Genomic DNA, 24,071 nt, shown 5'->3' on the forward strand with positions numbered 1-24,071 from the left:
CGGGACAGCGGAACGGGCGGTGTGCGCGCCGGGTCCGGCAGGCACGGTGGCCGTGGACGCGGGCACCGCGACTTCGACGCTCGCCGCGGTGGGCCAGGAAACCTTGCCCAGACTGCGGACCGCTGCCTTCTTCGCCGCGTCGGGGGGCGTCGGCCGGGCCTTACCCGCCTTCCTGCCCTCGATCGGTGCAGGGTTCTCGGCGAACCCGGGCAGGCCGCGAGGCTTCGGTTGAGGCGTGACAGCCTGGGCGATGCTGCCACCTGAGAGGGACAGCGTGAGGGCGAGAACCAGGCCTGACAGTGCGCCTGCGGACATGCGCGCGGCCACAGGTCTACCGCGTAGTGGCATGACGAAACTCCGATGTGAGGTCAGAGGGAGAGAAAGAGAAGGCGACGGAAACCCGAAGGCGACCGACCGGCCGGGTGGCTCGCCTCGAAGAGGGCCACCCGGCCGGGGCAGCGGGCCTACAGGTTCGGGTCCGGCATCTGGTTCTCGATCATGGAGATCACGGTCGGGCTGAGCGCGCCCGCGTAGGCGCGCACCTCGTCCACGGCACCGGACAGGTACTCACCGGTCTTCACCGAACGGCCCACCTGGAGGCCGCCGACGGAGGCCCATCCGGAACCGTTCTCCACCGTGGCTGTCACGGGCTCGCCGCCGTCCACGTAGAGCCGCAGTTCACGCGCAGCGGCGTCATACACGACCGCGAGGTGGCTTCCGGCACCATCGGCGGAAGGCAGCGCGGCGCTGTCCGTCACCTCGGTCACCTTCGCCGCGGCGCTGTCGCTCTCGGTCAGGACGAGCTTCCATCGCTGGGTCGCGCCGTCGTAGCGGACAGCGACCCGGTCGGTGTTCTGGCCGGGCAGGGACAGCACCGTCTGCGAGGCGGTCGAGTTGACGTTGGTCAGCCGCACGCGCGCCGAGAGCGTGAAGCTCTTGTCGCCCCCCACGACCGGTGCGTTGGTGTACGCGTAGTCGTTGACGCCGTCCAGCACCGCGTGGCCTGCACCGGACAGGGCGACCGGTTCTCGCACGCTGGTCCTGCGGTAGAGCGTGGACTCGAACAAGCCGAGCGAGCTGCCCATGCTCTGGATGTTCGGCAGGGTGCCGTCCGCGTTCGCCTTCTCGAAGTCCCAGTACGCCTTCCGGGCCGGCCTTACCGCCTGGAACTCGGCGATCTCCGCTGTCGTGACCGGCCGGTTGTAGATCCGGACGGCGGACAGGTCGCCCGCGAAGTGGGCGACATGGAGGCCCGGGACGGTCATCCGGCCGATCTGGAGAGCTCCGTTGGCGTTCCAGGAGGCGGGGGCTCCCCGCGCTACTGTCGCCGTGCCTGTCGGGGTGGCCGGGTCACCGTCGTCGACGTACAACCGCAGCTGAGGCCCTCCGGTCGCCCTGGCGTCGAACACGCCTGTCAGGTGTACCCACTTGTTGAGGGCGGTGTCGCCGGTGGGGACCGTAACGGTAGTACGCCTGCCGTCATCGCTCGTGGCGAAGCTCCAGGACTTCGCGGCGGCGTCATAGCCGAGCAGGAATTCGGCCCATGTCGTGCCGTCCTGGCTGACGACCGCCATGTCGCGGTCAAGAGCCGCCGGCTTGACCCACGCGCTCACCGAGAAGCTCGACCGGGTGTCGACGACGGAAGCGTCCTCCCACGGGGCCTCGGGGTCTGCGGTTGTCAGATACGCCTCCGACGTGCCGTCAAGTCGCGCCACAGGGTCGGCCTTGCCGCCCTGGCCGGGTACCTCGAAGGTCACGCCGGCGCCGGGACGGATCGCGTAGTTGCCCATCTCGTCATGAGCCTCGGTACTACCGACCGGGTCGCCGAGGTTCCACTGGGCGACCCTCCCGCTGGCGACCAGGAAGGTGTAACTGGCGACCGCGCTCGTCTTTCCCGCAGCGTCGTAGGCCTCGACGTCGACCGTGTGGCGTCCCGGCCAGGTCGGCGTCCACGGCAAGGTCACCGGGTTGCCGGTCGTGGTGGCGACGGTCCTGGTGGTCTCGTCGTCGAAGGTGTACCGATAGCCGATGACGTCGGAGTCGAAGGCATCGAAGGTGAAGGTCCCCTGCCTGCCGACACCGTCGCGCCACTCGTTGTCGGTCTTGTACGGGTCGGCCGTCACGATGGGGGCGGCAGGCGTGGTCGTGTCCCGTCGAACGTAGCAGCGGCCGGCGCCGCTCGCAGAGCTCCACGGACCCCAGGCATCACCGTCGAAGGCGCGCGCCTGCCAGGAGATCACGCTGTTGGCGGGGACGCTGGGAACCCAGGTGCCGGTGAGCGGGGTCACCGAAGTGCCGTAGCGGTCGCCGTACATGAACACGTTGTCCGCGACGTTGTTGGCGTGCTCGTTGTTCAGGTAGAAGGTGTGGTTACTCGATCGCCATACCCCGATGCTGTCGGTCTTGTCACCGTTCCAGTCGCCCACCACGGGGCTGTCACCGACGTTGCCGTAGCGGATCTCCCAGCTGTTGCCGCCCGCGCTGTTGGCGTTGCGGATGTAGAACGTGACGGCGTCGTACGCGTACATGCCGATGGTGTCCACGCCGTCGCCGTTCCAGTCGCCGACGAGCGGGCTCATGCCGTCGCCTCCGTAGATGAACTGGATGTCAGCGACGTTGTTGGTGTGCTCGTTGTTCAGGTAGAAGGTGTGGTTGCCCGGCCGCCACAAACCGACGGTGTCCTTGCCGTCGCCGTTCCAATCACCGACGACCGGTTCATCCCCCGTGTTCCCGAAGGCGATCGTGATGGCAACCGGGCCCGCGTTGTCGTTCCTCAGCGCGAACGTCCGGTTGGCCGGGTCGTACACGCCAAGCGTGTCGATCCCGTCGCCGTTCCAGTCGCCCACCAGGACACGCTTCGCAGGGGTGCCGTACTCGGGAATTCCTCCGATGTCGAAGGGAATCACAGCTGTGTCGGGGCCCGCGGACGGCGTGGAACGCTGATAGACCCTGTTGTGCTCCGCGGAGTACAACCCGACCCCGGAGACCGCCGGCGGTGCCACCCTGTGCGTGTACAGCACACCCGGGTTCGGAGACTTGTAGCCGGTCTCCGCGAGATAGCTCCTCTCCACGTTCCCGGCATCACGGTAGAAGACCTGGTACTGCATCTTCACCGGGTCGCTGGAGCTCTTCGTGTGGTCGGGGTCCGACGCCTGGCCCCGAAGCATCGGAAAGCCGTCGACGTAAGGAGCCTTGGCCGGGTCCGTCACGCACTTGCCGCCGGGGTCCGAGGACATGGTCGCGTTCGCGACCTGGAGCGGCGGCGTGTTGTACGTGATCGACAGGTAGGCGTTACCGCAGATGCGCTTCCAGCCGGCGTACGCTCCCTCGTCCTTGGCTCGCAGACCGAGGGACATGGTCGACCAACCGCCTGCCACGGCTGCCTGCGTCTGGGTGAGCAGCTGGCCGTTGCTGAAGTGCAGGTTGGCCTGGCTGCCGCACTGGGTCGGGGTGATCGACCGGTCGACCGTCATGAGGTTGGCGACCCAGTCATCGCTGGTGTTCGACCAGTTGCTGCCGGAAGTGACGGTGTAGTTGGCGGAGCCGATCCGGTACAGGTCGATCGGCTCGGCGTGGTTGTCGAACGCGTAGTTCTGCGTCAGTCGAGCGGAAAACGTGCTGCTCAGGATCTGCTTGCCCTTGAAATAGCCCAGGGGAAAGGTGAACAGCAGCCGGCGTACGCCGATTCCCGAGCACGATGCGGGCGTCTGGTCGGACGGGCAACGCCCCACGCCCGCGTCGCCGGCGTACTTGAAGTCCTGCTCCGTGGGCATGCCCGACATCACCGACGTCCACGCGGTGGTCCCCGTGGTACGCGGTGTCGGGTCGATGACGACCGGATAGCCGGTGTTCTTGCCGCGCAGCAGCTTCAGGTCGGGCTTGAGGGTCAGTTTGCCCTTGCGTACGTCGAGAGCCACCTTGGCCTTGCGCCCGCCATCGGCTGCGTCCAGCGCGGGCCTCGCGGACTTCGTGGACGTGGCCGCCGATGCCGCCATGGCCGCGGCGGAGTCCCACATGGCTGCGGGGCCCGACTCGAAGACCGTGCCGCCGACAGCGGAATCGACGGCCTTGACGGCACCATCGGAGGTCTCCGTGACCGTCAGGCCCTTCGTCGAGAGGTCGAGTTCCAGCGTGTCCAGCTGCGAGTTGCCGGCCGCCTCAGCCGTCTTGACGACGAAGTAGTGCGAGAAGCCCTCGACACCGGCTCGCACGGCCAGATCGACGCCCGGCAACACCTCTTCGTAGCGGGCGGTGTCGCCCTCGACCTTCGGTTTCGGCAGCGTGCCACCCGGCCAGGTCAGTGCGTACTCGCGGCCGACCCGGCTCATCCTGACGAACGGGCCCTTGCCTCCGTCGGAGAAATCCAGGTCCACGGTCGAGGCCTTCGGCGACCAGGTGCCGTCGCCGTTGGCGACGAGCGTGGCGTCCACGGGCACCCAGCCGTTGCCGCGCCTGGCACGCACGGGCTGCGTGTATTCGCGCGCCGTGAACGACCCGTCCGCGTTGGCGAACACTTCGCGCCGCTCGTGCCGGAGGCCGGTGACCTCCACGGCGCGCCCGCTCCTCTTGGCGGCTGCCTTGGCCAGCGCCTCGCTGGGCGCTTCGCCGGTCTCCGCCGCAGTGGCGACGGCGCCGGCCTGCGATGTGGCGCTCGCCTCCTGCGCGGTGGCCGGCTGGACCGCCGTACCACCCGCCATCATCGCCGTCAGCGTCGTGACGACGGCTCCGTACGTCGCTCTGCGGCGACGCCTTCCCCACCCCATGGACCCCCCAGCCTGCTTGAGTGAGCGCGTGGTTCGCGCGATCGGCCGGGAACGCTACCGGCGGAGTTCAGGTGGGGCAGGGGCGACATCAAGAGCAGACCGGCAGGTTGGTTTTCTTCTGGGACATAGCTGGCGGTGACCTTTATCACGGCCTTATGTCCGGCAAGCTCCTTCCCAAACGTCCACGAGACGGAACACCCAGCTCAGACACCTTTTATCTTGGCATGGACATGCAATCACGTGAAGCCGCTGCAAAGGTCTCGTGAACCGCTCGGAAACGGTCGCCATGCGAATACGTCAGGTTTACCGCCTCTCTCGGCTCATCAGTTCGTTCAGGAAACGACGTCCTTGCGGGAGAAGCCGCGGAAGGCGAGGGCGAAGAGGATCAGGGCGTAGGTGACGGAGATGGCCGTGCCCTTTGCCATGCCCGTCCATTCCAGGTGGGGCTGGAGGGCGTCCGCCCAGGCGAACTGCCAGTGGGCGGGCAGGAAGGCACGCCAGTCCCCGAGGGCGGTGACCGCGTCGAGGACGTTGCCGATGATGGTGAGGCCGACGGCGCCGCCGACCGCGCCCAGGGGTGCGTCGGTGCGGGTGGAGAGCCAGAAGGCGAGGCCCGCGGTGACGAGCTGGGACACGAAGACGAACGCGACCGCGACGGCGAGCCGCAGCAGTGCGTCCCCGGCCGGCAGGGCGCCGCCGGTGGGGAGCTTCAGCGGGCCCCAGCCGTACGCGACGGTGCCCGCGGCCAGGGCGACCAGGGGCAGGAGGAGCATGGCCGCCGCGCTGAAGCCGAGGGCCACCACGAGTTTCGACCGGAGGAGGCGGGCGCGCGGCACCGGCGCGGCGAGCAGATAGCGCAGCGAGGACCAGCCGGCCTCGGACGCCACCGTGTCGCCGCAGAACAGCGCCACCGGGATCACCAGCAGGAAGCCCGCCGAGACGAAGAGGCAGGTCGCGGCGAAGTTGGCGCCGGATGCGGTCGCCGTGTCCATGAGGGTGACGCGGTTGTTGCCCGCCCCGTCCGGAGTGCCGCCGATGGCGAAGGCGGCGATCAGGACGAAGGGAAGGGCGGCGAGGATCCCGGCCATGACCAGGGTGCGGCGGCGCTTCAGCTGGCGTACGGCCTCCACGCGCAGCGGCAGGGTGCGGCCGGGCGTGTAGCCGAGGGCGGCCGGGGCGGCGGCGGTCATGCGGTCTCTCCTCCGATCAGGGTCAGGAACGCGTCCTCCAGGCGCCGGTGCGGGCCCACCCCGGTCACCGGCACGTCCAGGCGGACGAGTTCGCCGATGAGGAAGGTGGCGCTCCTGCCGTCGAGCCGTACCAGCAGGCCGGATTCCGTGCGTACGGCGCCCAGCTTCTCCACCACCGCGTCCGGCACCGGGCCGTCCAGGGTGACGAGGAGGGTGTCGCCGGAACCGGTGATCTCCTCGACCGGTCCCGTCTGGACGAGACCGCCGCGGTCCATCACCACGAGGTGGGTGCAGGACTGTTCGACCTCGGAGAGGAGGTGGCTGGAGACGATGACGGTGCGGCCGCCGGCCGCGTAACGGATCATCACCTCCCGCATCTCGCGGATCTGCGGCGGGTCGAGGCCGTTCGTCGGCTCGTCCAGGATCAGCAGGTCCGGCAGGCCGAGCATGGCCTGGGCGATGGCGAGCCGCTGCCGCATGCCCTGCGAGTAGGTGCGCACGGCGCGTTCCAGGGCGCCGCCCAGGTTGGCGATCCGCAGCGCCTCGTCGATGTGGGCGTCCTCGGCCGGGCGGCCGGTCGAGGCCCAGTACAGCTCCAGGTTCTCGCGACCCGACAGGTGCGGCAGGAAGCCCGCGCCCTCGACGAAGGCGCCGACCCGGGACAGCACCGGAGCGCCGGGGCGGATGGCGTGGCCGAAGACCCGGATCTCCCCCTCGTCCGGGGTGATCAGGCCCATCAGCATGCGCAGGGTGGTGGTCTTGCCCGCGCCGTTGGGGCCGAGCAGGCCGAGTACCTGGCCCTGTTCGACGCGGAAGGACAGCTCACGGACGCTGTACCTGTCCGTGCCGGCGTACTTCTTCGACAGGCCGGTGATCTGGAGCGGGACCTCGGCGAGCGCCGGGTCGGGGGCCGGGGCGGCGGTGCGGCGCCGGGCGGTCAGCAGCAGTCCGGCCGCGACGGCCAGGCCGAGCAGCGGCAGGCCCCACACCCACCAGGGCAGCCCGGCCGCCTGGGTGGCCACGGCGGGCGCGGTCGGCACGGTCAGCGGGCTCTCGACGGCCACGGTGTACGTGGCGGGGGCGACGGGCGAGGCGTAGCCGAGGTCCGTCGCGGCAAGCACCAGCCGCAGCCGGTGTCCGGCCGTCACCTCGTGGTCGACGGCGGGCAGCGTGAGGTCCACGGTGCGGCCGTCACCGGCGGCGCCCTCGACCCGTACCGGGGTGACGAGCTGGGAGGGCAGCACCTGCTGCCGGCCGTCCGGGCCCACGTCGTACACCTTGGCGAAGAGGACGGCCGAGCCGTCGGGCGCGGTGGAGGTCACCTTGACCCGGACGGTCGGGGCGCCGGTGATGCGGAGGGGCACGGACTGCGGCCGTGCGTCGAAGCCGGCGAACTGGCCGGGGAAGTCGAGGGACAGTCCCAGGCCGAGCGAGGAGAACTGCGACAGGCCGCCGCCGAGGCCGGGCACGGCGGACAGGGCGGGCGGGTTGGCGCCGGCCGGGTTGGTGAAGGAGCGCGCGGGTGACGGTCCGGAGGCCGCCGGTCCCGAAGCCGCCGGTCCGGAAGACGGCGGTCCGGAAGACGGTGCTACGGAAGAGGGCGCTCCGGACGGGGCGAGGGTGACCTGGATGGGGCCCGCGGAGAGACCCGGGTAGCGGTCGGCGGTGGCGCCGCGCAGGGTGGCCCGGCCGTCGGTGGAGTCCACTCCTCCGGTACGGCTGACGCGGAAGGCGGGGCCGGTGGCGGCGGAGGCGTCCCGCTTGAGGTAGCGGTCGAACCAGGCGCTGATCCTGGCCTGGACGCGGTCGGTCTCCCGGTCGCCGCCGTCATGGCCCCCGGCCGTCCAGTCGACGGCGACGGGCGCGCCGTTGCCCGCGATGGTCCGCGCCATCGCGTCGGACTGGCCGAGGGTGAAGAGGGAGTCGGCCTGCCCCTGGACGATCAGCGCGGGCACCTTGATGCGGCTGCCGACAGCGGAGGGACTGCGGGCCTCCAGGAGCGCGCGGGCGGCGGCGTCGGGCCGGCCGGTGACGGCGACGCGCTGGTAGAGCGCGCAGACCTCGGGGCTGAAGCGGCCGCAGGAGACGGGGTCGGGGGCCGCCTTGCCGTCCGCCGCACCCGCACCCGCACCGGGACCGCCGGTACCGGGACCACCGGTACCGGGACCACCGGTACCGGGACCACCGGTACCGGGACCACCGGTACCAGGACCGGACCCGGGGCCGGACCCAGGACCGGACCCCACCCCTCCGCCCGTACCCGCCCCCGTACCCGCGCCCGCCGAGAAGAAGATGCCGGACCAGAGCTTTTTGAAGACGCCGTTCGGGAACAGCGCGTCGGCGAGGTTCCAGTACGTGATCTGCGGGGCCACGGCGTCGACGCGCGGGTCGTGGCCCGCGGCGAGCAGCGAGACCGCGCCGCCGTAGGAGGCGCCGGTGACTCCGACGCGCGGGTCGCCCGCCTTGTCGAGGAGCACCTCGGGGCGTCCGGCGAGCCAGTCGACGAGTCCGCTGACGTCCTTGACCTCGCGCGCGGGGTCGTTGAGGCCGATCTGCCCGGTGGAGGCGCCGAAACCGCGGGCGGACCAGGTGAGCACGGCGTAGCCGTCGCGGGCGAGCTGCTCCGCCTGGGCGCGGACGTCGTCCTTGGAGCCGCCGAAGCCGTGCCCGAGGAGGACGGCCGGGCGGCGGCCGTCGCCGCCGGAGGTGAAGTACGAGGTGTCGAGCCGTACGCCGTCGAGTTCGAGCATCCGGTCGGCGCGCCGCACGGGCGCGGCGTCGTCGGAGGCGACGGCGGTCCAGGTGCCGGCGCCGCCCGCGAGCACGGCGAGCACGGCGCCGACCGCGGCCCATCGCGGCAGGCCCTTCCGGGGAAGTCGCAGCTGCATGGGTCGAGCCTAGGCGCCGAGCCCGGCGCGGTTCGCGTGCCCAGGGGCGGAACTCGTCGGCCTCCTCAGGTCGTACGCGGTAGCGTCCCCGTACACCGGACGCGGTACGTGCACGCGACGCGTGGACGCGGATGTGGGAGGTACGGGTGGAGATCCGGCGGGCCACGGCGGTGGCGGAACTGCTCGCGGCGGCGCATCTGTACGACGCGCCGCCCCGGGAGGACTGGGCGGCGGCCTTCCTTGCCGCGCCCGGGCACGTGCTGCTGATCGCGTACGCGGAGGACGGCTTCCCCGCCGGTTTCGTGTCCGGGATCGAGATGCGCCACCCCGACAAGGGCGTGGAGCTGTGCCTGTACGAGCTGTCGGTCGACGAGGCGCACAGGAGGCGGGGCGTGGGCCGCGCCCTGACGGAGGCGCTGGCGTCGGAGGCCCGGGCCCGGGGCTGTTACGGGATGTGGGTGGGCGTGGACACGGACAACGAGGCGGCGCTGCGGACGTACGCGTCGGCGGGCGCGGTGGACGAGGGAGTGTTCACCATGCGGGGCTGGTCGTTCGAGAGGGAGCGGACCTGAGCCTGGTGCGGTGCACGGCGGACGGGCGTCCTCTGCCGGGCCGCGTCCCTGACCTGCCCGGCCCCTGAGCCGCCGGGCGCGCCCTAGGCCGTTTCTTCCGGACGCGGACCCGACCACGATCCGGAAGGGACGGCCTGCGCGACGACCCGCCCCAGGAGTCCGTCCCCCACCGGGTACGGCCGCTCCTCGGGCAGCAGTCGTTCGGCCTCCTCCAGACGTCGCTCGCGTACCAACTCGTGGATCTCGCGGGCGAGCGGCGTCACGTCGCGGATGGCGACCGTCCACTCGTCCGCGTAACGCCGGGAGGCCTCCCCGGCGAGGCCCAGCTGGAGCGAGCGGTACGGCAGCGGCCGGTGGTGCAGATCGCGCTCCGGGTCCCACTGGACGCGGGCCGGCGAGCGCTTCAGCTCCCGCTGCCAGGCGGCCCGGTCCTCGTGGAAGCCGCGGACGTAGTGGGAGAGACAGGCGTTCCGCAGCGCCCACTCGAAGCCCTCGCGGGTGATCTCGACGGCCAGCACCGTCTCCTGGCCCTCCTTCAGGCCCCAGCCGCAGCGGTACGCCATCCACAGGAACGAGGGCTTGATCCACGTCATCCGGTCCCGTTTCCAGGCTGCCGGGAAGCGGCCGTCGCGGGCGGCCGGCAGGCCGATCGACGGCCTGTAGGCCTGGTAGACGGTCACCGTGGTGTCGGTGTGGACGGCTCTGATCTGGAACTTCGGCGGCTGTGCGGGAACGGACATGGCCCCAGGGTGCGCCGGAACGCGCCGCGGGGGCCACTCATTTCGTCAGCGGCGGCCGCTGATCATCTCCATCAGCAGCCCATGGGTCTCGGCGTCGGCGGCGGCGAGGAGGCCGCGGCCCGCCCCGTCCAGCGGGGCTCCGTCGATCCCGGTGACCACGCAGCCGGCGGCACGGCACAGGGCGATGCCGGCGGCGAAGTGCACGCTCCCGGAGAGGTCGCCGCCGTCGGTGACGTACGCGGCGCGCCTGCCGGCGGCGACCCAGGCGAGGGCCAGGGTCGTGGACACGACCCGGGGCCGGAAGCGAGCGGCGAACTCGGGGTGGGCCAGCAGGTCCACGGCCCGGAACGCCGGCGCGTTCGGGAACGGGGGGTCCAGGTTGACGTCCACGAGCCGGGTGGCGGGTGTGGGCGTCAGCGGCGCGTCGTCGGCCCCGTCCCGCCGTACGCGTGCGGTCTTCCCGTCGGTGAAGAAGACCTCGCCGCCGAACGGGTCGGCGACCGCTGCCGCACCGTCCCGGAGCGCCACGTTGACGGCCACCAGCATGGAGCCGACGGCGTAGTTGAGGGTGCCGCACAACGGGTCCACCAGCCACTGGCGTTCGCCGCCGGCAGCGCCCCGTCGCCCGCCTTCCTCGCCGAGCACCGCGTCGCCGGGCCGTGCGGCGCGGAGGACGTCGAGGATCGCCTCCTCGGCCGCCACGTCGGCGGCGGTGGCGAAGTCGCCGGCGCCCTTGTCGATGCGGGCGAGCCGCCTGCCGTACATGCCCCGGACGACCTCCGCCCCGGCACGGGCCCCGGCTATGGCCACTTCGGCGTCGTGCGCCTGATCGGTACTCGCGGATGAGGTGATCATGTCGGCAGGCTACCGAGGCTGGCTCAGGGGGCGGCCCCCGCCGACTGCGGTCGACGGGGGCCTGCGGGTGCGACGGGGCTCAGGCGCTCAGTGGTTGCGCGGGAAGCCCAGGTCCACGCCGGCCGGGGCCTCGGACGGGTCCGGCCAGCGGGTGGTGACGACCTTGCCGCGGGTGTAGAAGTGCACGCCGTCGTTGCCGTAGATGTGGTGGTCGCCGAAGAGCGAGTCCTTCCAGCCGCCGAAGGAGTGGTAGCCCACCGGGACGGGGATCGGCACGTTCACGCCGACCATTCCGGCCTGGACCTCCAGCTGGAAGCGGCGGGCGGCGCCGCCGTCGCGGGTGAAGATCGCGGTGCCGTTGCCGAACGGGGAGGCGTTGATGAGGGCCACGCCCTCCTCGTACGTCTCGGCGCGCAGCACGCACAGGACCGGGCCGAAGATCTCGTCCTGGTACGCCTTGGCGGTGGTCGGCACGTGGTCCAGGAGGGACAGGCCGATCCAGTGGCCGTTCTCGTGGCCGTCCACCGTGTATCCGGTGCCGTCGAGGACGACCTCGCAGCCCTCGTCCGCCGCGCCGTGCACGTAGGAGGCGACCTTGTCGCGGTGGACGGCGGTGATGAGCGGGCCCATCTCGGAGGTCGGGTCGTTGCCGGGGCCGATCTTGATCTTCTCGGCGCGCTCGCGGATCTTCTGCACGAGCTCGTCGCCGATGGCGCCGACCGCGACGACCGCGGAGATCGCCATGCAGCGCTCGCCGGCGGAGCCGTACGCCGCCGAGACCGCCGCGTCGGCGGCCGCGTCCAGGTCGGCGTCGGGCAGCACCAGCATGTGGTTCTTGGCGCCGCCGAGCGCCTGGACGCGCTTGCCGTTGGCGGAGGCGGTGGTGTGGATGTGGCGGGCGATCGGGGTGGAGCCGACGAAGGAGATCGCGGAGACGTCCGGGTGCTCCAGGAGCCGGTCGACGGCCACCTTGTCGCCGTGGACGACGTTGAAGACGCCGTCCGGCAGCCCCGCCTCGGCGAGCAGCTCGGCGATCTTCAGGGACGGCGACGGGTCCTTCTCGCTCGGCTTGAGGACGAAGGTGTTGCCGCAGGCGATGGCGATGGGGAACATCCACATCGGCACCATCGCCGGGAAGTTGAACGGCGTGATGCCGGCGACCACGCCCACCGGCTGGCGGATCGCGGCCACGTCCACGCGGTTGGACACCTGGGTCGACAGCTCGCCCTTGAGCTGGGTGGTGATGCCGCAGGCCAGGTCCACGATCTCGAGACCGCGGGCGACCTCGCCGAGCGCGTCGGAGTGCACCTTGCCGTGCTCGGCGACGATCAGCTCGGCGATCGCGTCGCGGTTGGCGTCGAGCAGCGCGCGGAACTTGAACAGGACGGTGGTGCGCTGGGCCAGCGAGGAGGTGCCCCAGGTCTCGAAGGCGGCCTTGGCGGCGGCGACGGCCGCGTCGACCTCGTCGACGGAGGCGAGGGCCACCTGCGTGGTGACGGCGCCGGTGGCCGGGTCGGTGACCGGGCCCCAGTTGCCCGACGTGCCCTCGACGGTCTTGCCACCGATCCAGTGGTTGACGGTCTTCGTCATTACGTACTCCTTCAGAGATGGCGGCGTCGGGCGGTGACGTGCCGGTCGTACTCCTCGCGGGCCTTGACCGCCGACGGGCGGGTCGAGGTCTCGGCCACGGGCACATCCCACCACGCCTGGGCGGGGGGCGCGCCCGACACACTGTCTGCCGTTTCGGTCTCGACGTAGACACATGTGGGAACCGTCGCCCCGCGGGCGTCGGCGAGGGCTTCCCGCAGGTCACGTACGGTGCGGGCGCGCAGCACCCGCATGCCGAGGGAGGCGGCGTTGGCGGCGAGGTCGACGGGGAGCGGCGGCCCGGTGAACCTGCCCTCCGGGTCCCGGAAGCGGTAGTCGGTGCCGAAGCGCTCGGCGCCGACGGCCTCCGAGAGGCCGCCGATGGAGGCGTAGCCGTGGTTGTCGAGGATCACGACCTTGATCGGCAGGTCCTCCTGCACGGCGGTGACGATTTCGGTGGGGTTCATCAGATAGGTCCCGTCGCCGACGAGTGCCCAGACGGGCCGGCCGGGCGCGGCGAGGGCGACGCCGATGGCCGCCGGGATCTCGTAGCCCATGCAGGAGTAGCCGTACTCGACGTGGTACTGGTCGGACGACCGGGTCCGCCACAGCTTGTGGAGGTCGCCCGGGAGTGAGCCGGCCGCGTTGATCAGGATGTCGTCGCCGGTGACCAGAGTGTCGAGTGCGCCGAGCACCTGGGCCTGGGTGGGGCGGGCGTCCTCGCCGTCCGGCGCGTAGGCGGCGTCGGTGCGCGCCTGCCAGTCGGCCTTGGAGGAGGTCCACGGGGTCTCGTCCTGGCCGTCGGCGGCCCGGCGGTGGTCGCCCAGGGCCTCGGTGAGTGCCGTGAGTGATTCCCGGGCGTCGGCGACGAGGGTCCGGGCCGCCTGCTTGTGGGCGTCGAAGCCGGTGATGTTGATGTTGAGGAAGCGGGTTGCGGGGTGGAAGAGGGTGCCGGAGGCGGTGGTGAAGTCGGAGTAGCGGGTGCCGACGCCGATGACCAGGTCGCTGGTGCGGGCGAGCGCGTTGGCCGTGGCGGTGCCGGTGTGGCCGATGCCGCCGACCTCGCAGCGGTGGTCGTACGGCAGGGCGCCCTTGCCGGCCTGGGTGGTGGCGACGGGCAGGCCGGCCCGCTCGGCGAGCGTGCGCAGGGCGTCCTCCGCGCCGCTGTACTTCACTCCCCCGCCCGCGATGACCAGCGGCCGCTCGGCGGCCCTGATCGCGTGGACGGCCGCGTCGAGCTCGGCCGTGTCGGGGCGCGGCCGGCGCACGGTCCAGGTCCGCTCGGCGAGGAACTCCTCCGGCCAGTCGTACGCCTCGGCCTGCACGTCCTGCGGCAGCGCGAGGGTGACGGCCCCGGTCTCGGCCGGGTCGGTGAGCACCCGTACGGCGGCGAGCGCGGCCGGGATCAGGGCCTCGGGGCGGGTGACCCGGTCGAAGTAGCGCGAGACCGGGCGCAGGCAGTCGTTGACCGACACCTCGCCCGCGTACGGCACTTCGAGCTGCTGGAGCACGGGGTCGGCGGGACGGGCGGCGAAGGTGTCGCCGGGCAGCAGCAGCACCGGGATCCGGTTGACCGTGGCGAGCGCGGCACCGGTGACGAGGTTGGTGGCGCCGGGGCCGATGGAGGTGGTGACGGCGTGGATCCGCAGCCTGCGGGACTGGCGCGCGTAGCCGACGGCCGCGTGCACCATGGCCTGTTCGTTGCGCCCCTGGTGGTACGGCATGAGGTCGGCGTGCTCGACGAGCGCCTGGCCGATCCCGGCGACGTTGCCGTGGCCGAAGATGCCCCAGGTGGCGGTGACGAGCCGCTGCCGCACGCCGTCGCGCTCGGTGTGCTGCGCGGCGAGGAAGCGCACCAGGGCCTGGGCGACGGTGAGCCGGACGCTCATGCGTATCCCTCCGTGTGGTCGGGGTGGAAGCTGATCCGCCACTCCCGCTCGGGGCCGGGGCCGGCCATGACGTTGAGGTAGTACAGCGGGTGTCCGGGCTGGGCGACGGACGGGCCGTGCCAGCCGTCGGGGACGAGGACGGCGTCGCCGGTGCGCACCTCGGCGAGGAGTTCGGCGCCGCCGGGCCGGGAGGGCGTGATCCGCTGGAAGCCGTAGCCGTCCGGGCCTCCGGCCCGCGCCGACACCTCGTAGTAGTAGATCTCCTCCAGGACGGACTCCGTGCCGGGGTGGTGCTCGTCGTGCTTGTGCGGCGGGTAGGACGACCAGTTCCCGCCGGGGGTGACGACCTCGACGGCGATCAGCCGATCGCACGCGAAGACGCCGGCGGCGGCGAAGTTGCGCACCTCACGGGCGCGGTTGCCGCTGCCGCGGGTCTCGACGGGAACCTCCGGCGCGGGGCCGTAGCGGGCGGGGAGTCGTCGCTCGCATTTCGCTCCTGCCAAAGCGAATCGGCCCCCCGCGCCGGAGGCGATCTGGGCGTGGGTGTCCCTGGGCACGTAGGCGAAATCCGAGACCCCGTCGAACGGGCTGGCGCGGCCCACGAGTTCGAGGGTTTCCCCCTCGACGCGCACCGTACCGCCCCCGGACAGCGGAAGCACCACCCATTCGCTGTTCCCTGTCTCGAACTCGTGGGTCCCGCCGGGCGGGAGGTCGAGCACGCGCAGCGAGCTGTGCGTCCAGCCGGCCCGCTCCGGGTCGATGTCGACGGCGTACGGGCCGCGGGCGGCGGTCCCCGCGGGGACGTGGAGGGTGAGCGTCGAGTCCATGATCTGTCCCTACCCCCGGTCCGGGGGCCTCACCGCCGCGTCCGGGTCATGTCCGGGCCTGGTCCGGGACGCCGTCCGGGTTGTGTTCGAGGGGTCGCGGGGCGTCATCGCGGGTGGTCCGGGAGGGTGGCGTGGCCGGTGTCGAGGGCGAGGGTGATCTCGTCGGCGTACGGCATCGCGGGCGAGCAGGCGAGCCGCCCGGCCACGATCGCGCCCGCCGCGTTGGCCCGGCGCAGCAGGGTCTCCAGGTCGAGGCCGGTGAGCAGGCCGTGGGCGAGCGCTCCGCCGAAGGCGTCGCCCGCGCCGAGGCCGTTGACGACCTCGACGGGCAGCGGCGGCACCTCGGCGGTGGTGCCGTCGGCGGCGAGCGCGAGCACGCCCTTGGGCCCCTGCTTCACGACGGCGAGCCGCACGCCGGCGGCGAGCAGGGCGCGGGCGGCGGCGTACGGCTCGCGCTCTCCGGTCGCGACCTCGCACTCGTCGAGGTTGCCGACGGCGACGGTCGCGTACCGCAGCGCCTCCCGGTACAGCGGCCGGGCGTCGTCGGCGGTGCCGTCCCAGAGGGCCGGCCGCCAGTCGAGGTCGAGAACGGTGAGCGGTCCGGCCCCGGCCGCACCGCCTCCGGCCCCACCGGCCCCACCGGCCCCACCGGCCCCGGCCGCACCACTACCCGCCGCACCGCCCCCTGCCGTGTCCTCGCCCGCCGCCTCGGCCCGCGCGCGGAGGGCGCCGAGGGTGGCGGCGCGGCTGGGCTCGGCGCTCAGTCCGGTGCCGGTGACCCACAGGGCGCGGGCGGCGCACAGGGCCGGAAGGTCCAGCTCGTGGAGGTGGATCTCCAGGTCGGGGGCCTTGGGCCGGCGGTAGAAGTGGATCGGGAAGTGGTCGGGCGGAAAGATCTCGCAGAAGGTGACCGGAGTGGGATGGGCGGCGACGTCGGTCACCCAGCGGTCGTCCACCCCGAACGCCCGCAGCTCGCGGTGCAGGTACTCCCCGAACGGGTCGGCCCCCGTGCGGCTGACGAGCGCGGTGCGGCTGCCCAAGCGCGCGGCGGCGACGGCGACGTTGGCCGGGGAGCCGCCGAGGAACTTCCCGAAGGTCTCGACCCGCGCCAGCTCCACCCCGCTCTGCAGCGGGTACAGGTCCACGCCGAGGCGGCCCATCGCGATCAGGTCGTAGGCCCGCTCGTCCGGCCGGTCTCCCGACCGGTCCTCCGACGGGTCCTCCGGCCGCTCCTCGGGTTCCGGCGTCATGCCACGTCACCTCTCGCCTGCGCCCTGCCGGGCCACGCTCCAGGTCTATCCACGGCCCCGGGCGGTGTCAACGACATGTCCGGTCATCCGGGCGTGCCGCCGGACCGGCCGGGTCGACGTCTTGACGCCCCTCGGAGTCCGTCCCAAGGTGGCATGCATGACGAACCTGACGAACCGGTCGCCGTCGTCCCGTATCCGCATCGGTTCCGCCCCGGACTCGTGGGGCGTCTGGTTCCCCGACGATCCGCGGCAGGTGCCGTGGCAGCGGTTCCTGGACGAGGTGGCGGGCGCCGGCTACGAGTGGATCGAGCTCGGCCCGTACGGCTACCTGCCCACCGATCCGGCCGTCCTCGCCGAGGAGACCGGCCGCCGGGGACTGCGGGTCTCGGCGGCGACCGTGTTCACCGGGCTGCACCACGGACCCGCGGTGTGGGACCGGACCTGGGCCCACGTCGCCGAGAACGCGGCGCTCGCCCAGGCGATGGGCGCCCGGCACCTGGTGGTGATCCCCTCCTTCTGGCGTGACGACCGCACGGGCGAGGTCCTGGAGGACCGCACCCTGACGGCCGGGCAGTGGCGGCAGCTCACCGGGCTGACCGAGCGGCTCGGCCGCGAGGTCCGGGAGCGCTACGGGCTGCGGCTCGTCGTCCATCCCCACGCCGACACCCACATCGACAGCGAGGAGAACGTCACCCGCTTCCTGGACGCCACCGATCCCGACCTGGTGGCGCTCTGTCTCGACACCGGGCACTACGCCTACTGCGGCGGCGACAGCGTCAAGCTGATCGAGACCTACGGCGAGCGGATCGGCTACCTCCACCTCAAGCAGGTCGACCCCGCCGTCCTGGCCCGGGTGGTCGCCGACGAGGTGCCCTTCGGCCCGGCGGTGGCCCAGGGCGTGATGTGCGAGCCGCCGGCCGGGGTGCCGGCCCTGGAGCCGGTGCTCGCCGCCGCCCAGGCCCTGGACGTGGACCTGTTCGCCATCGTCGAGCAGGACATGTACCCGTGCGAGCCGGACGCGCCCTACCCGGTCGCGGTGCGCACCCGGAGCTTCCTCCGCTCCTGCGGCCTCTGATGACCATGCGTCACTACGGCCACCCCCGTCCCTCACGGCCACCGGACCCCTTGTAACTATGTGTCACTTACGTCACGTACGTCGCTCCTTCGTCACACATGTCTCCCTTACGCGGGATTTCCGTCACAGCCGTTCGACAGCCGCCCTCCGCCCGTCGGAAGGGGGCGTCGACCGGGCACAGGCTCAGTGATCAGCAGTGATCACCAGGAGAGGTGCCACGCCATGACCGACAGAAGGCTCTGGTCGTACAAGGACATCGCCGCGCACATCAAGGTGCAGCCGGACACGGTCCGCTCCTACCGGAAGCACGGCCTGCTGCCGTCTCCCGACCATGTGGAGTCGGGCAAGCCCTACTGGTACGCGGACACCATCCACGCCTGGGTCGCCAGCCGGCCGGGGAACCGGAGCCGCCGGGAGTGAGCGCTACCCCGTCTTCGCGGGCACCCGGGCCGGGTCGGCCTGGCCGGGTGCCTCCGCCATGCCGGTACCGGTGCCGGTTCGGGTCCCGGTACCGGTGTCGGTTCGGGTCCCGGTGCCGGTGCCGGTGCCGGCGCCGACCTCGTTCCCGCTCTCGCTGATACCGAAGCGGCCGTGGAACCGGCGCAGCGGCCCGGGGGCCCACCAGGTGAGGCGCCCGGTCAGCTTCATCACCGAGGGGACGAGCAGACTGCGCACCACCATGGCGTCCATGAGGACGGCGAGGGCGACGCCGAGCCCCAGCATCTTGGTGTTGGTGACCCGGGAGGTGCCTATCGCGACCATCACCACGGCCAGGATGACGGCCGCCGCGGTGATCAGCCCGCCGGTACGGCGCAGTCCGTGGCGGACGGCGCCCTCGTGGTCGCCGGTGGCGTCGTACTCCTCCTTGATGCGGGAGAGCAGGAACACCCCGTAGTCCATGGAGAGTCCGAAGGCCACGCAGAACATGAGGACGGGCAGGGTGGTCTCGATGTCCCCGGTCGGCGTGAAGCCGAGGAGTCCGGAGAGGTGCCCCTCCTGGAAGACCCAGACGACCGCGCCGAACATGGCCGTGAGGCTGAGCGCGTTGAGCACGACGGCCTGGAGCGGTATCAGCACGCTGCCGGTGAGCAGGAAGACCAGGACGAGGGTGACGACGGCGATGATGACGGCGGCCCAGGGCAGCCGCTCGCCTATGGCGTCCTTGGAGTCGACCAGGACGGCGGCGGCGCCGGTGACCGAGGTGGGGAACGGGGCCTGTTCGGCGCGCAGTTCCCCGACGACGCGCTGGGCCTCGGCGCCGACGCTCTCGCCGTCGGGCACGACGGTGAAGTAGGCGTGGGTCCGGCCGCCGGTCCCGGCGGTGACGGGTCCGTCCACCCTGGCGACCCCGTCGAGCGCCGCTATCCGCTGCCGGTACCCGGCGTACTGCTCGGGCGTGGCCTGTCCCTCGGCGAGCACGGTGAGCGCCCCGCCGGGGCTGCCGGGGAAGCCGTCGCGGAGCTCGTCCTGGACCACACGGGACTCGGCGACGGCAGGCAGCTGACGGTCGTCGGCGGTGCCGAACTTCACGCCCAGGAAAGGCAGTCCGAGTAGCACGAGCCCGGTGGCGGTCGCGACGGCGAACCACGGCGCCCGGCGCATGACCATGCCCGCCGCGCGCCCCCAGCCGGCACCTTCGGTTTCCCCGACACCCCCGGCCCCTTCGGCGCCGCTCGCCCCGTCGCGCACCCGGGCGTCCGCCCGGCCCTTGCGGCGCAGGAGCTTCCGCAGGTCCAGGGCGTTGACCCGGTCGCCGAGCAGGAGCAGGGCGGCGGGCAGCAGGATCAGCGCGGCCGCGGCGGCGAGCAGCACGACGGCGATGCCCGCGTAGGCGAAGGAGCGCAGGAAGTACTGCGGGAAGACCAGCATCGCGGCGAGCGAGACGGCGACGGTCAGGGCGGAGAAGAGGACGGTGCGCCCGGCGGTGCGCAGGGTGGTGCCGACGGCCGTCCGGGTGCCGGCGCCCGCGGCCAGCTCCTCGCGGAAGCGCCGTACGACGAACAGGGCGTAGTCGATGGCGAGTCCGAGACCGAGGGCGGTGGTGAGGTTCTGGGCGAAGACGGAGACGTCGGTGAACTCGGTGATGCCGCGCAGCACGGCGTTGGTGCCGAGGATGGCGACGATGCCGATGCCGAGCGGGAGCAGGGCGGCGACGGCGCTGCCGAAGACCATGACGAGCAGGACGAGGGTGATGGGCAGGGCGATCAGCTCGGCCCTGAGCAGGTCCTCCTGGATGATCGTCTGCATCTCGTGGCGGACGGCGAGCGGGCCGCCCACGGAGACCTGGACGGGGCCGTGGGTGCCGCGGAAGTCGGGCGCGAGGTCCTGGAGGGTCTCTCCGGCGGTCTTCTCGTCGCCGGCGATGCGGGCGGCGATCACCGCCTGCCGCCCGTCCTCCGAACGCAGCGCGGGAGAACCGGTCTGCCAGTAGGACCCGACGCCGTCGACGCCTTCCCGGGCGTCGAGCCGCTCGGCCAGGCGGCGGGCCTCGGCGGCGACCCCGGGGTCGTCGACCCCGGCGCGGCCCGCGTCGACGAGGAGGAGCAGGTTGGGCTGGGAGGCGGGGAACTCCCGCTCCAGGACCTCGGTCGCGTACGTCGACTCGGCGTCCGGGTCCTCCCAGCCGCCGCTGCCCATCCGCTCGGCGACGCCGCCGCCGGCCAGCACGGCGAGCGCGGTGAGCACGAGCGCGACGAGCAGGGTCAGACGCGGTCTGGCCGTGACGAACCTCGTCCAGGCCCCGCCGCCACCCCCCGTGGGCTGGGCTTTCTTGACTTCGGCCATCACGCGGTGTCCCCTTCACCGTGACCCGTGCGCTCGCTTCCCGGCAGGCCGCATGGGTCGCCCATTGCCCATAGAATGGGCAAACACGAGCGATCACTCGCGTTTCTCAAGAATGCGAGCGACCTCTCGTGTTTGTCAATCGCGTTCAGAGAGCTGGGGACAGCCATGCCCGAGGAACCGAAGCCGCGCCGCCGCCAGGCCCGCGGCGAGCGCCGCATCGCTCAGCTGCTCCAGGCCGCCGCGAACGTGTTCTGCGCCAACGGCTACACGGCGACCAGCACGAACGCGATCGCCCGCGAGGCGAGCGTCTCCCCCGGCACGCTCTACCAGTACTTCCCGAACAAGGAAGCCATCGCGATCGAGCTGGGCGACCGACTGCTCGCCCAGATGCGGGAGTACCACGGCCAGGCGTTCACGCCCGAGAACCTCGCCCTGCCGCTTCCCCGCCTCCTCGACGCCGTCCTCGACCCGCTGATCGCGTTCAACGTCGAGAACCCGGTCTTCCTCGCCCTCATGCACGGCTCCGAGATCCCGGGCCGCATCGCCGAGGAGCACGACGCCCTGCACGCCTCGCTGCTCGCCCGGGTCGGCGATCTCCTCGGCCACTACCTGCCCGACGGCGACCCTTCCCAGCACGCCCGGATCGCCGACATGACCTTCGCCATCGTGAAGGCCGGCCTCGCCCTGATCCTGGCCGCACCCGAGGGCGCGGAGCGGGACGCGGTGATCACGGAGACGAAGACGGCACTGCTGCGCTATCTCGACCCGGTCATCGGCGAGGCACTCGCCACGGCACCGACCCCGTGATCCCTCACGACACCCGGGCCGGCACTCGCCACGGCACCGACCCCGTGACCCCTCACGACGTCCGGGCCTGCGGCTCGCCACGCCACTGCCCCCGTGACCCTCGTGCCGCCCGCCCCCTGACCCCTCACGCCGCCCCCGTCACCCGCACGACCCCGGACCCGCGGCTCACCACGTCTCCGAGCCCGTGACCTCGTCGCCCGCCAACGCCCTGCCGCCGGTCCCGGCTTCGCCCGTCCCAGCGCCCTTCCCGGCGCCCTTTCCGGCGCCCGCTCCGGTCCGCGCCCGCAGCTTCAGTGCGAGCAGCGGGAAGACGAGCACGGAGACCATGCCGGCGCCGACGAGTGCCGCCGCCTCGCCCGCCGTCATCGCCTTGCCGTCCACGCCGATGGTGGTGATGGCGACGACCAGGGGCAGCGCCGTGGAACCGTAGAGGACGAGACCGCCCCGGTCCCGCCGGCCCAGGTCGCGCGGGGCGAGGAACCAGACCGGTCCGCCGCGCACCACCAGGAAGAGCAGCAGGAAGACTGGCAGGAGCAGCAGCGTGCGGCCGCCGGAGAGCAGCGAGTCGAGGTCGAACTCGATGCCGGTGACGACGAAGAACACCGGGACGAGGAAGCCGAAGCCGACCGCCTCGACCTTCTCCAGGATCTGCGGCCCCGACTCGGGCGCGGCGCCCGTGAGCACGAGGCGGGTGATGAGCCCGGCGGCGAAGGCGCCGAGCAGCACGTCGAGCCCGAGCGCCGTGGAGGCGCCCAGCATCAGGGCGATCAGCAGGAAGACGAAGCGCACGGCGAACTGCCCGCTGGTGTGCAGCGTACGGGCGACCACCCGCGAGAACCACGGCGGACGCGGGCGCAGCGCCCAGAACACCGCGGCGGCGGTGAGCGCGGCGAACACGGCGAGCAGGGCGGCCGACTCGGCCGGTCTGCGGCCGCTGAGCAGCAGCGCCATGGCGATGATCGGCCCGAACTCGCCGACGGCACCGAAGGCCATCACCACCGAGCCGAAGCGGCCGTGCAGGTCGCCGGAGTCCCGCAGCACGGGGAGGACCGTGCCCAGCGCGGTGCTGGTGAGCGCCACTCCGATGAACACGCCCTTGTCGTAGCCGCCGCCGAGCAGCACCCCGGTGGCGAGGCCGAGCGCGAGGGCGATCACCCAGGCCCACAGCGAGCGGCTGAGGGTGTCACCGCGGACCTTGCCGAACTCGATCTCGTAGCCCGCGAGGAAGATCAGCATGGTGAGGCCGAGTTGCGAGAGCCCGTCGATCAGCGCGTCGGAGCTCGCCCAGCCCAGGACGTCGGGGCCGACGAGGATGCCGAGCAGGATCTCGAAGATGACGAGGGGCACGGGGAGCCGGCGGCCGACCCCGTAGGCGAGCAGCGGCGCCAGGACGGCGATCGCCATGATCAGGATCAGCGTGGTCCCCGAATGCGACATATCGGGTATTTACCATAAGCTCCGGTCAGATGCCCGGCCGACGGAGGGACTTGGAGGTCTTCCTGTGCACGACCAGTACGGCGGCGGCCCGCCGCCCCGGACACAGACCCCGCCGCCGGTTGCGCCGGCCCCGCCCGCAGCGGTCGACGCCGTGCGCCCCGGCCTGTGGAAGCGCTGCCTGTGGGGCGGGCTCGCGCTCTGGGCGCTCACCGCGGTCGTCACGTACGCCACGGAGAACACCACCCTGCTGCCGACGCTGATCCTCCTCGGCAGCTTCCTGGTCCCGGCGGTCTTCGTGCTGTGGGCGTACGAGCGGCACGGCCGGGACTTCGGGGTGCCGGCGGTGCTCGGCTGCTTCGTGACGGGCGGGGTGCTCGGGGTGCTCGGCGCCTCGGTCATGGAGTACTACCTGCTGCACCCCTCCCTGTGGATGTTCCTCGGCGTCGGGCTCATCGAGGAGGCCGTGAAGCTGGCGGCGCTGATGTTCGTCGTCCGCCACCGGCCGTGGCTGCGCGGGACGCGCGCCGGCCTGGTGCTCGGCGGCACCGTCGGCTTCGGCTTCGCGGCCTTCGAGAGCGCCGGGTACGCCTTCAACGCCGCCGTCACCATGGACGGCATCGACCTGCGCTCGCTCCTGGAGACCGAGATCCTGCGCGGGGTGCTCGCACCCTTCGGCCACGGCCTGTGGACGGCGATCGCCGGCGCCGCGCTCTTCGCCTGGCGCCGCCCCGACGGCCGCTTCCGCCTCGCGGGGCCGGTGGTCGCCACGTACCTCGGCGTGGCCGTGCTGCACGCGCTCTGGGACTCCATGCACGGCATCGCGCTGTGGCTGGTGCTCCGGCTGACCACGACGGACCTGGACCGCTCGCTCTTCGCGCACGGCTACCTGCCGGACCCGACCTCCCGGCAGGAGCACCTGTTCACCCTCTTCTCGGTGGGCGGTCTGGCCTTGGTGACGGCGGCGGGACTGCTGTGGCTGCGCTCACTCGCCCGGCGCGACCGGACCACCGACCCGCTTGATACCCCCTAGGGGTACACTGGGTGGTATGACGGCGTACGGCCCGGCGCACCACCGGACCGCGCACCGCACGCACCGCCCGCACCACCGCGAGTCGCACCGCACGCGAAGCGCACCGCCCTCGAAGAGGAGACCGACATGTCCACCACCGTCGTCTACAAGGTCACCGGAATGACCTGCGGCCACTGCGAGGGCGCGGTCACCGAGGAGATCTCCGGCATCGCCGGCGTCTCCGCGGTCAAGGCCGTCGCCGCCACGGGCGAGGTCACCGTGACCTCCGCCGCCCCGCTCGACGAGGAGGCCGTCCGCGCCGCCGTCGACGAGGCCGGCTACGAGCTGGTGGGCCCGGCCGCCTGACCGGCCTCCGGAACACCCCCGCAGGGCCGTAC

Annotated in this window: 17 protein-coding genes; 6 read left to right on the forward strand and 11 right to left on the reverse strand. The window is 72.3% G+C overall.

What is annotated here, in order from left to right:
- Positions 1-464: 464 nt before the first annotated feature.
- From ACFWJO_RS22320 to ACFWJO_RS22330, 3 genes are all read right to left on the reverse strand, one after another.
- Positions 465-4,700, reverse strand: coding sequence for a LamG-like jellyroll fold domain-containing protein (locus ACFWJO_RS22320; protein WP_386867633.1), 4,236 nt, complete (start codon positions 4,698-4,700; stop codon positions 465-467).
- A gap of 395 nt (positions 4,701-5,095) precedes the next feature.
- On the reverse strand, positions 5,096-5,953 hold the full coding sequence (locus tag ACFWJO_RS22325) for an ABC transporter permease (protein WP_386867635.1): 858 nt from the start codon (positions 5,951-5,953) through the stop codon (positions 5,096-5,098).
- Positions 5,950-8,841: an alpha/beta fold hydrolase gene (locus ACFWJO_RS22330; protein ID WP_386867637.1), complete on the reverse strand. Its 2,892-nt coding sequence runs from the start codon at positions 8,839-8,841 to the stop codon at positions 5,950-5,952. Before ACFWJO_RS22330 ends, ACFWJO_RS22325 begins: the two co-directional genes overlap by 4 nt.
- A gap of 146 nt (positions 8,842-8,987) precedes the next feature.
- Here ACFWJO_RS22330 and ACFWJO_RS22335 point away from each other — a divergent pair, with 146 nt between their 5' ends.
- Entirely contained in the window at positions 8,988-9,413 is a 426-nt protein-coding gene (locus ACFWJO_RS22335; RefSeq protein ID WP_386867639.1) for a GNAT family N-acetyltransferase, read from the forward strand.
- Positions 9,414-9,496: 83 nt separating this feature from the next.
- Here the strand turns inward: ACFWJO_RS22335 and ACFWJO_RS22340 are convergent, their stop codons facing one another.
- The 6 genes from ACFWJO_RS22340 to iolC all read right to left on the reverse strand — a co-directional run bounded on the left by ACFWJO_RS22340 (position 9,497) and on the right by iolC (position 16,471).
- Positions 9,497-10,153, reverse strand: a complete 657-nt coding sequence (locus tag ACFWJO_RS22340) for a DUF4291 domain-containing protein (RefSeq protein WP_386867641.1) — start codon at positions 10,151-10,153, stop codon at positions 9,497-9,499.
- Positions 10,154-10,198: 45 nt separating this feature from the next.
- Positions 10,199-11,008, reverse strand: a complete 810-nt coding sequence (locus ACFWJO_RS22345) for an inositol monophosphatase family protein (protein WP_386867642.1) — start codon at positions 11,006-11,008, stop codon at positions 10,199-10,201.
- Positions 11,009-11,095: 87 nt separating this feature from the next.
- Positions 11,096-12,598 carry a CoA-acylating methylmalonate-semialdehyde dehydrogenase gene (gene mmsA / locus ACFWJO_RS22350; RefSeq protein WP_386867644.1) on the reverse strand — a complete coding sequence of 501 codons (1,503 nt, stop codon included), beginning with the start codon at positions 12,596-12,598 and terminating at the stop codon, positions 11,096-11,098.
- 11 nt (positions 12,599-12,609) lie between these two features.
- On the reverse strand, positions 12,610-14,484 hold the full coding sequence (iolD, locus tag ACFWJO_RS22355; RefSeq protein ID WP_386867646.1) for a 3D-(3,5/4)-trihydroxycyclohexane-1,2-dione acylhydrolase (decyclizing): 1,875 nt from the start codon (positions 14,482-14,484) through the stop codon (positions 12,610-12,612).
- Positions 14,481-15,311, reverse strand: a complete 831-nt coding sequence (gene iolB / locus ACFWJO_RS22360) for a 5-deoxy-glucuronate isomerase (RefSeq protein WP_386867648.1) — start codon at positions 15,309-15,311, stop codon at positions 14,481-14,483. Before iolB ends, iolD begins: the two co-directional genes overlap by 4 nt.
- 104 nt (positions 15,312-15,415) lie before the next feature.
- Positions 15,416-16,471, reverse strand: coding sequence for a 5-dehydro-2-deoxygluconokinase (gene iolC / locus ACFWJO_RS22365; RefSeq protein WP_386867754.1), 1,056 nt, complete (start codon positions 16,469-16,471; stop codon positions 15,416-15,418).
- 247 nt (positions 16,472-16,718) lie between these two features.
- Between iolC and ACFWJO_RS22370 the strand changes: the two genes are divergently transcribed.
- Together ACFWJO_RS22370 and ACFWJO_RS22375 are read left to right on the forward strand one after the other, a co-directional pair.
- Entirely contained in the window at positions 16,719-17,636 is a 918-nt protein-coding gene (locus ACFWJO_RS22370; protein ID WP_384415332.1) for a sugar phosphate isomerase/epimerase family protein, read from the forward strand.
- Positions 17,637-17,858: 222 nt separating this feature from the next.
- Positions 17,859-18,056: a helix-turn-helix transcriptional regulator gene (locus ACFWJO_RS22375; RefSeq protein WP_384415329.1), complete on the forward strand. Its 198-nt coding sequence runs from the start codon at positions 17,859-17,861 to the stop codon at positions 18,054-18,056.
- Between the two features lie 3 nt (positions 18,057-18,059).
- On the opposite strand, the gene ACFWJO_RS22380 is transcribed toward ACFWJO_RS22375, so the two are convergent.
- The gene (locus tag ACFWJO_RS22380; protein WP_386867651.1) at positions 18,060-20,420 is read right to left on the reverse strand and encodes an MMPL family transporter; all 2,361 of its coding nucleotides are present in this window, start codon (positions 20,418-20,420) and stop codon (positions 18,060-18,062) included.
- A gap of 165 nt (positions 20,421-20,585) precedes the next feature.
- Between ACFWJO_RS22380 and ACFWJO_RS22385 the strand changes: the two genes are divergently transcribed.
- A complete protein-coding gene (locus ACFWJO_RS22385; protein ID WP_386867653.1) occupies positions 20,586-21,227 on the forward strand; it encodes a TetR/AcrR family transcriptional regulator in 642 nt (213 codons plus the stop codon).
- Between the two features lie 165 nt (positions 21,228-21,392).
- On the opposite strand, the gene ACFWJO_RS22390 is transcribed toward ACFWJO_RS22385, so the two are convergent.
- Positions 21,393-22,664 carry a cation:proton antiporter gene (locus tag ACFWJO_RS22390; RefSeq protein WP_386867655.1) on the reverse strand — a complete coding sequence of 424 codons (1,272 nt, stop codon included), beginning with the start codon at positions 22,662-22,664 and terminating at the stop codon, positions 21,393-21,395.
- Between the two features lie 64 nt (positions 22,665-22,728).
- Between ACFWJO_RS22390 and ACFWJO_RS22395 the strand changes: the two genes are divergently transcribed.
- Positions 22,729-23,694 (forward strand): PrsW family intramembrane metalloprotease, encoded by a 966-nt coding sequence (locus ACFWJO_RS22395; RefSeq protein WP_386867656.1) that lies wholly within the window; start codon positions 22,729-22,731, stop codon positions 23,692-23,694.
- Positions 23,695-23,820: 126 nt separating this feature from the next.
- The gene (locus tag ACFWJO_RS22400) at positions 23,821-24,039 is read left to right on the forward strand and encodes a heavy-metal-associated domain-containing protein (protein WP_384415317.1); all 219 of its coding nucleotides are present in this window, start codon (positions 23,821-23,823) and stop codon (positions 24,037-24,039) included.
- Positions 24,040-24,071: the final 32 nt, after the last annotated feature.

The organism is Streptomyces sp. NPDC127092, from assembly GCF_042722475.1.
In the GTDB taxonomy this organism is placed as follows: Bacteria; Actinomycetota; Actinomycetes; order Streptomycetales; family Streptomycetaceae; genus Streptomyces.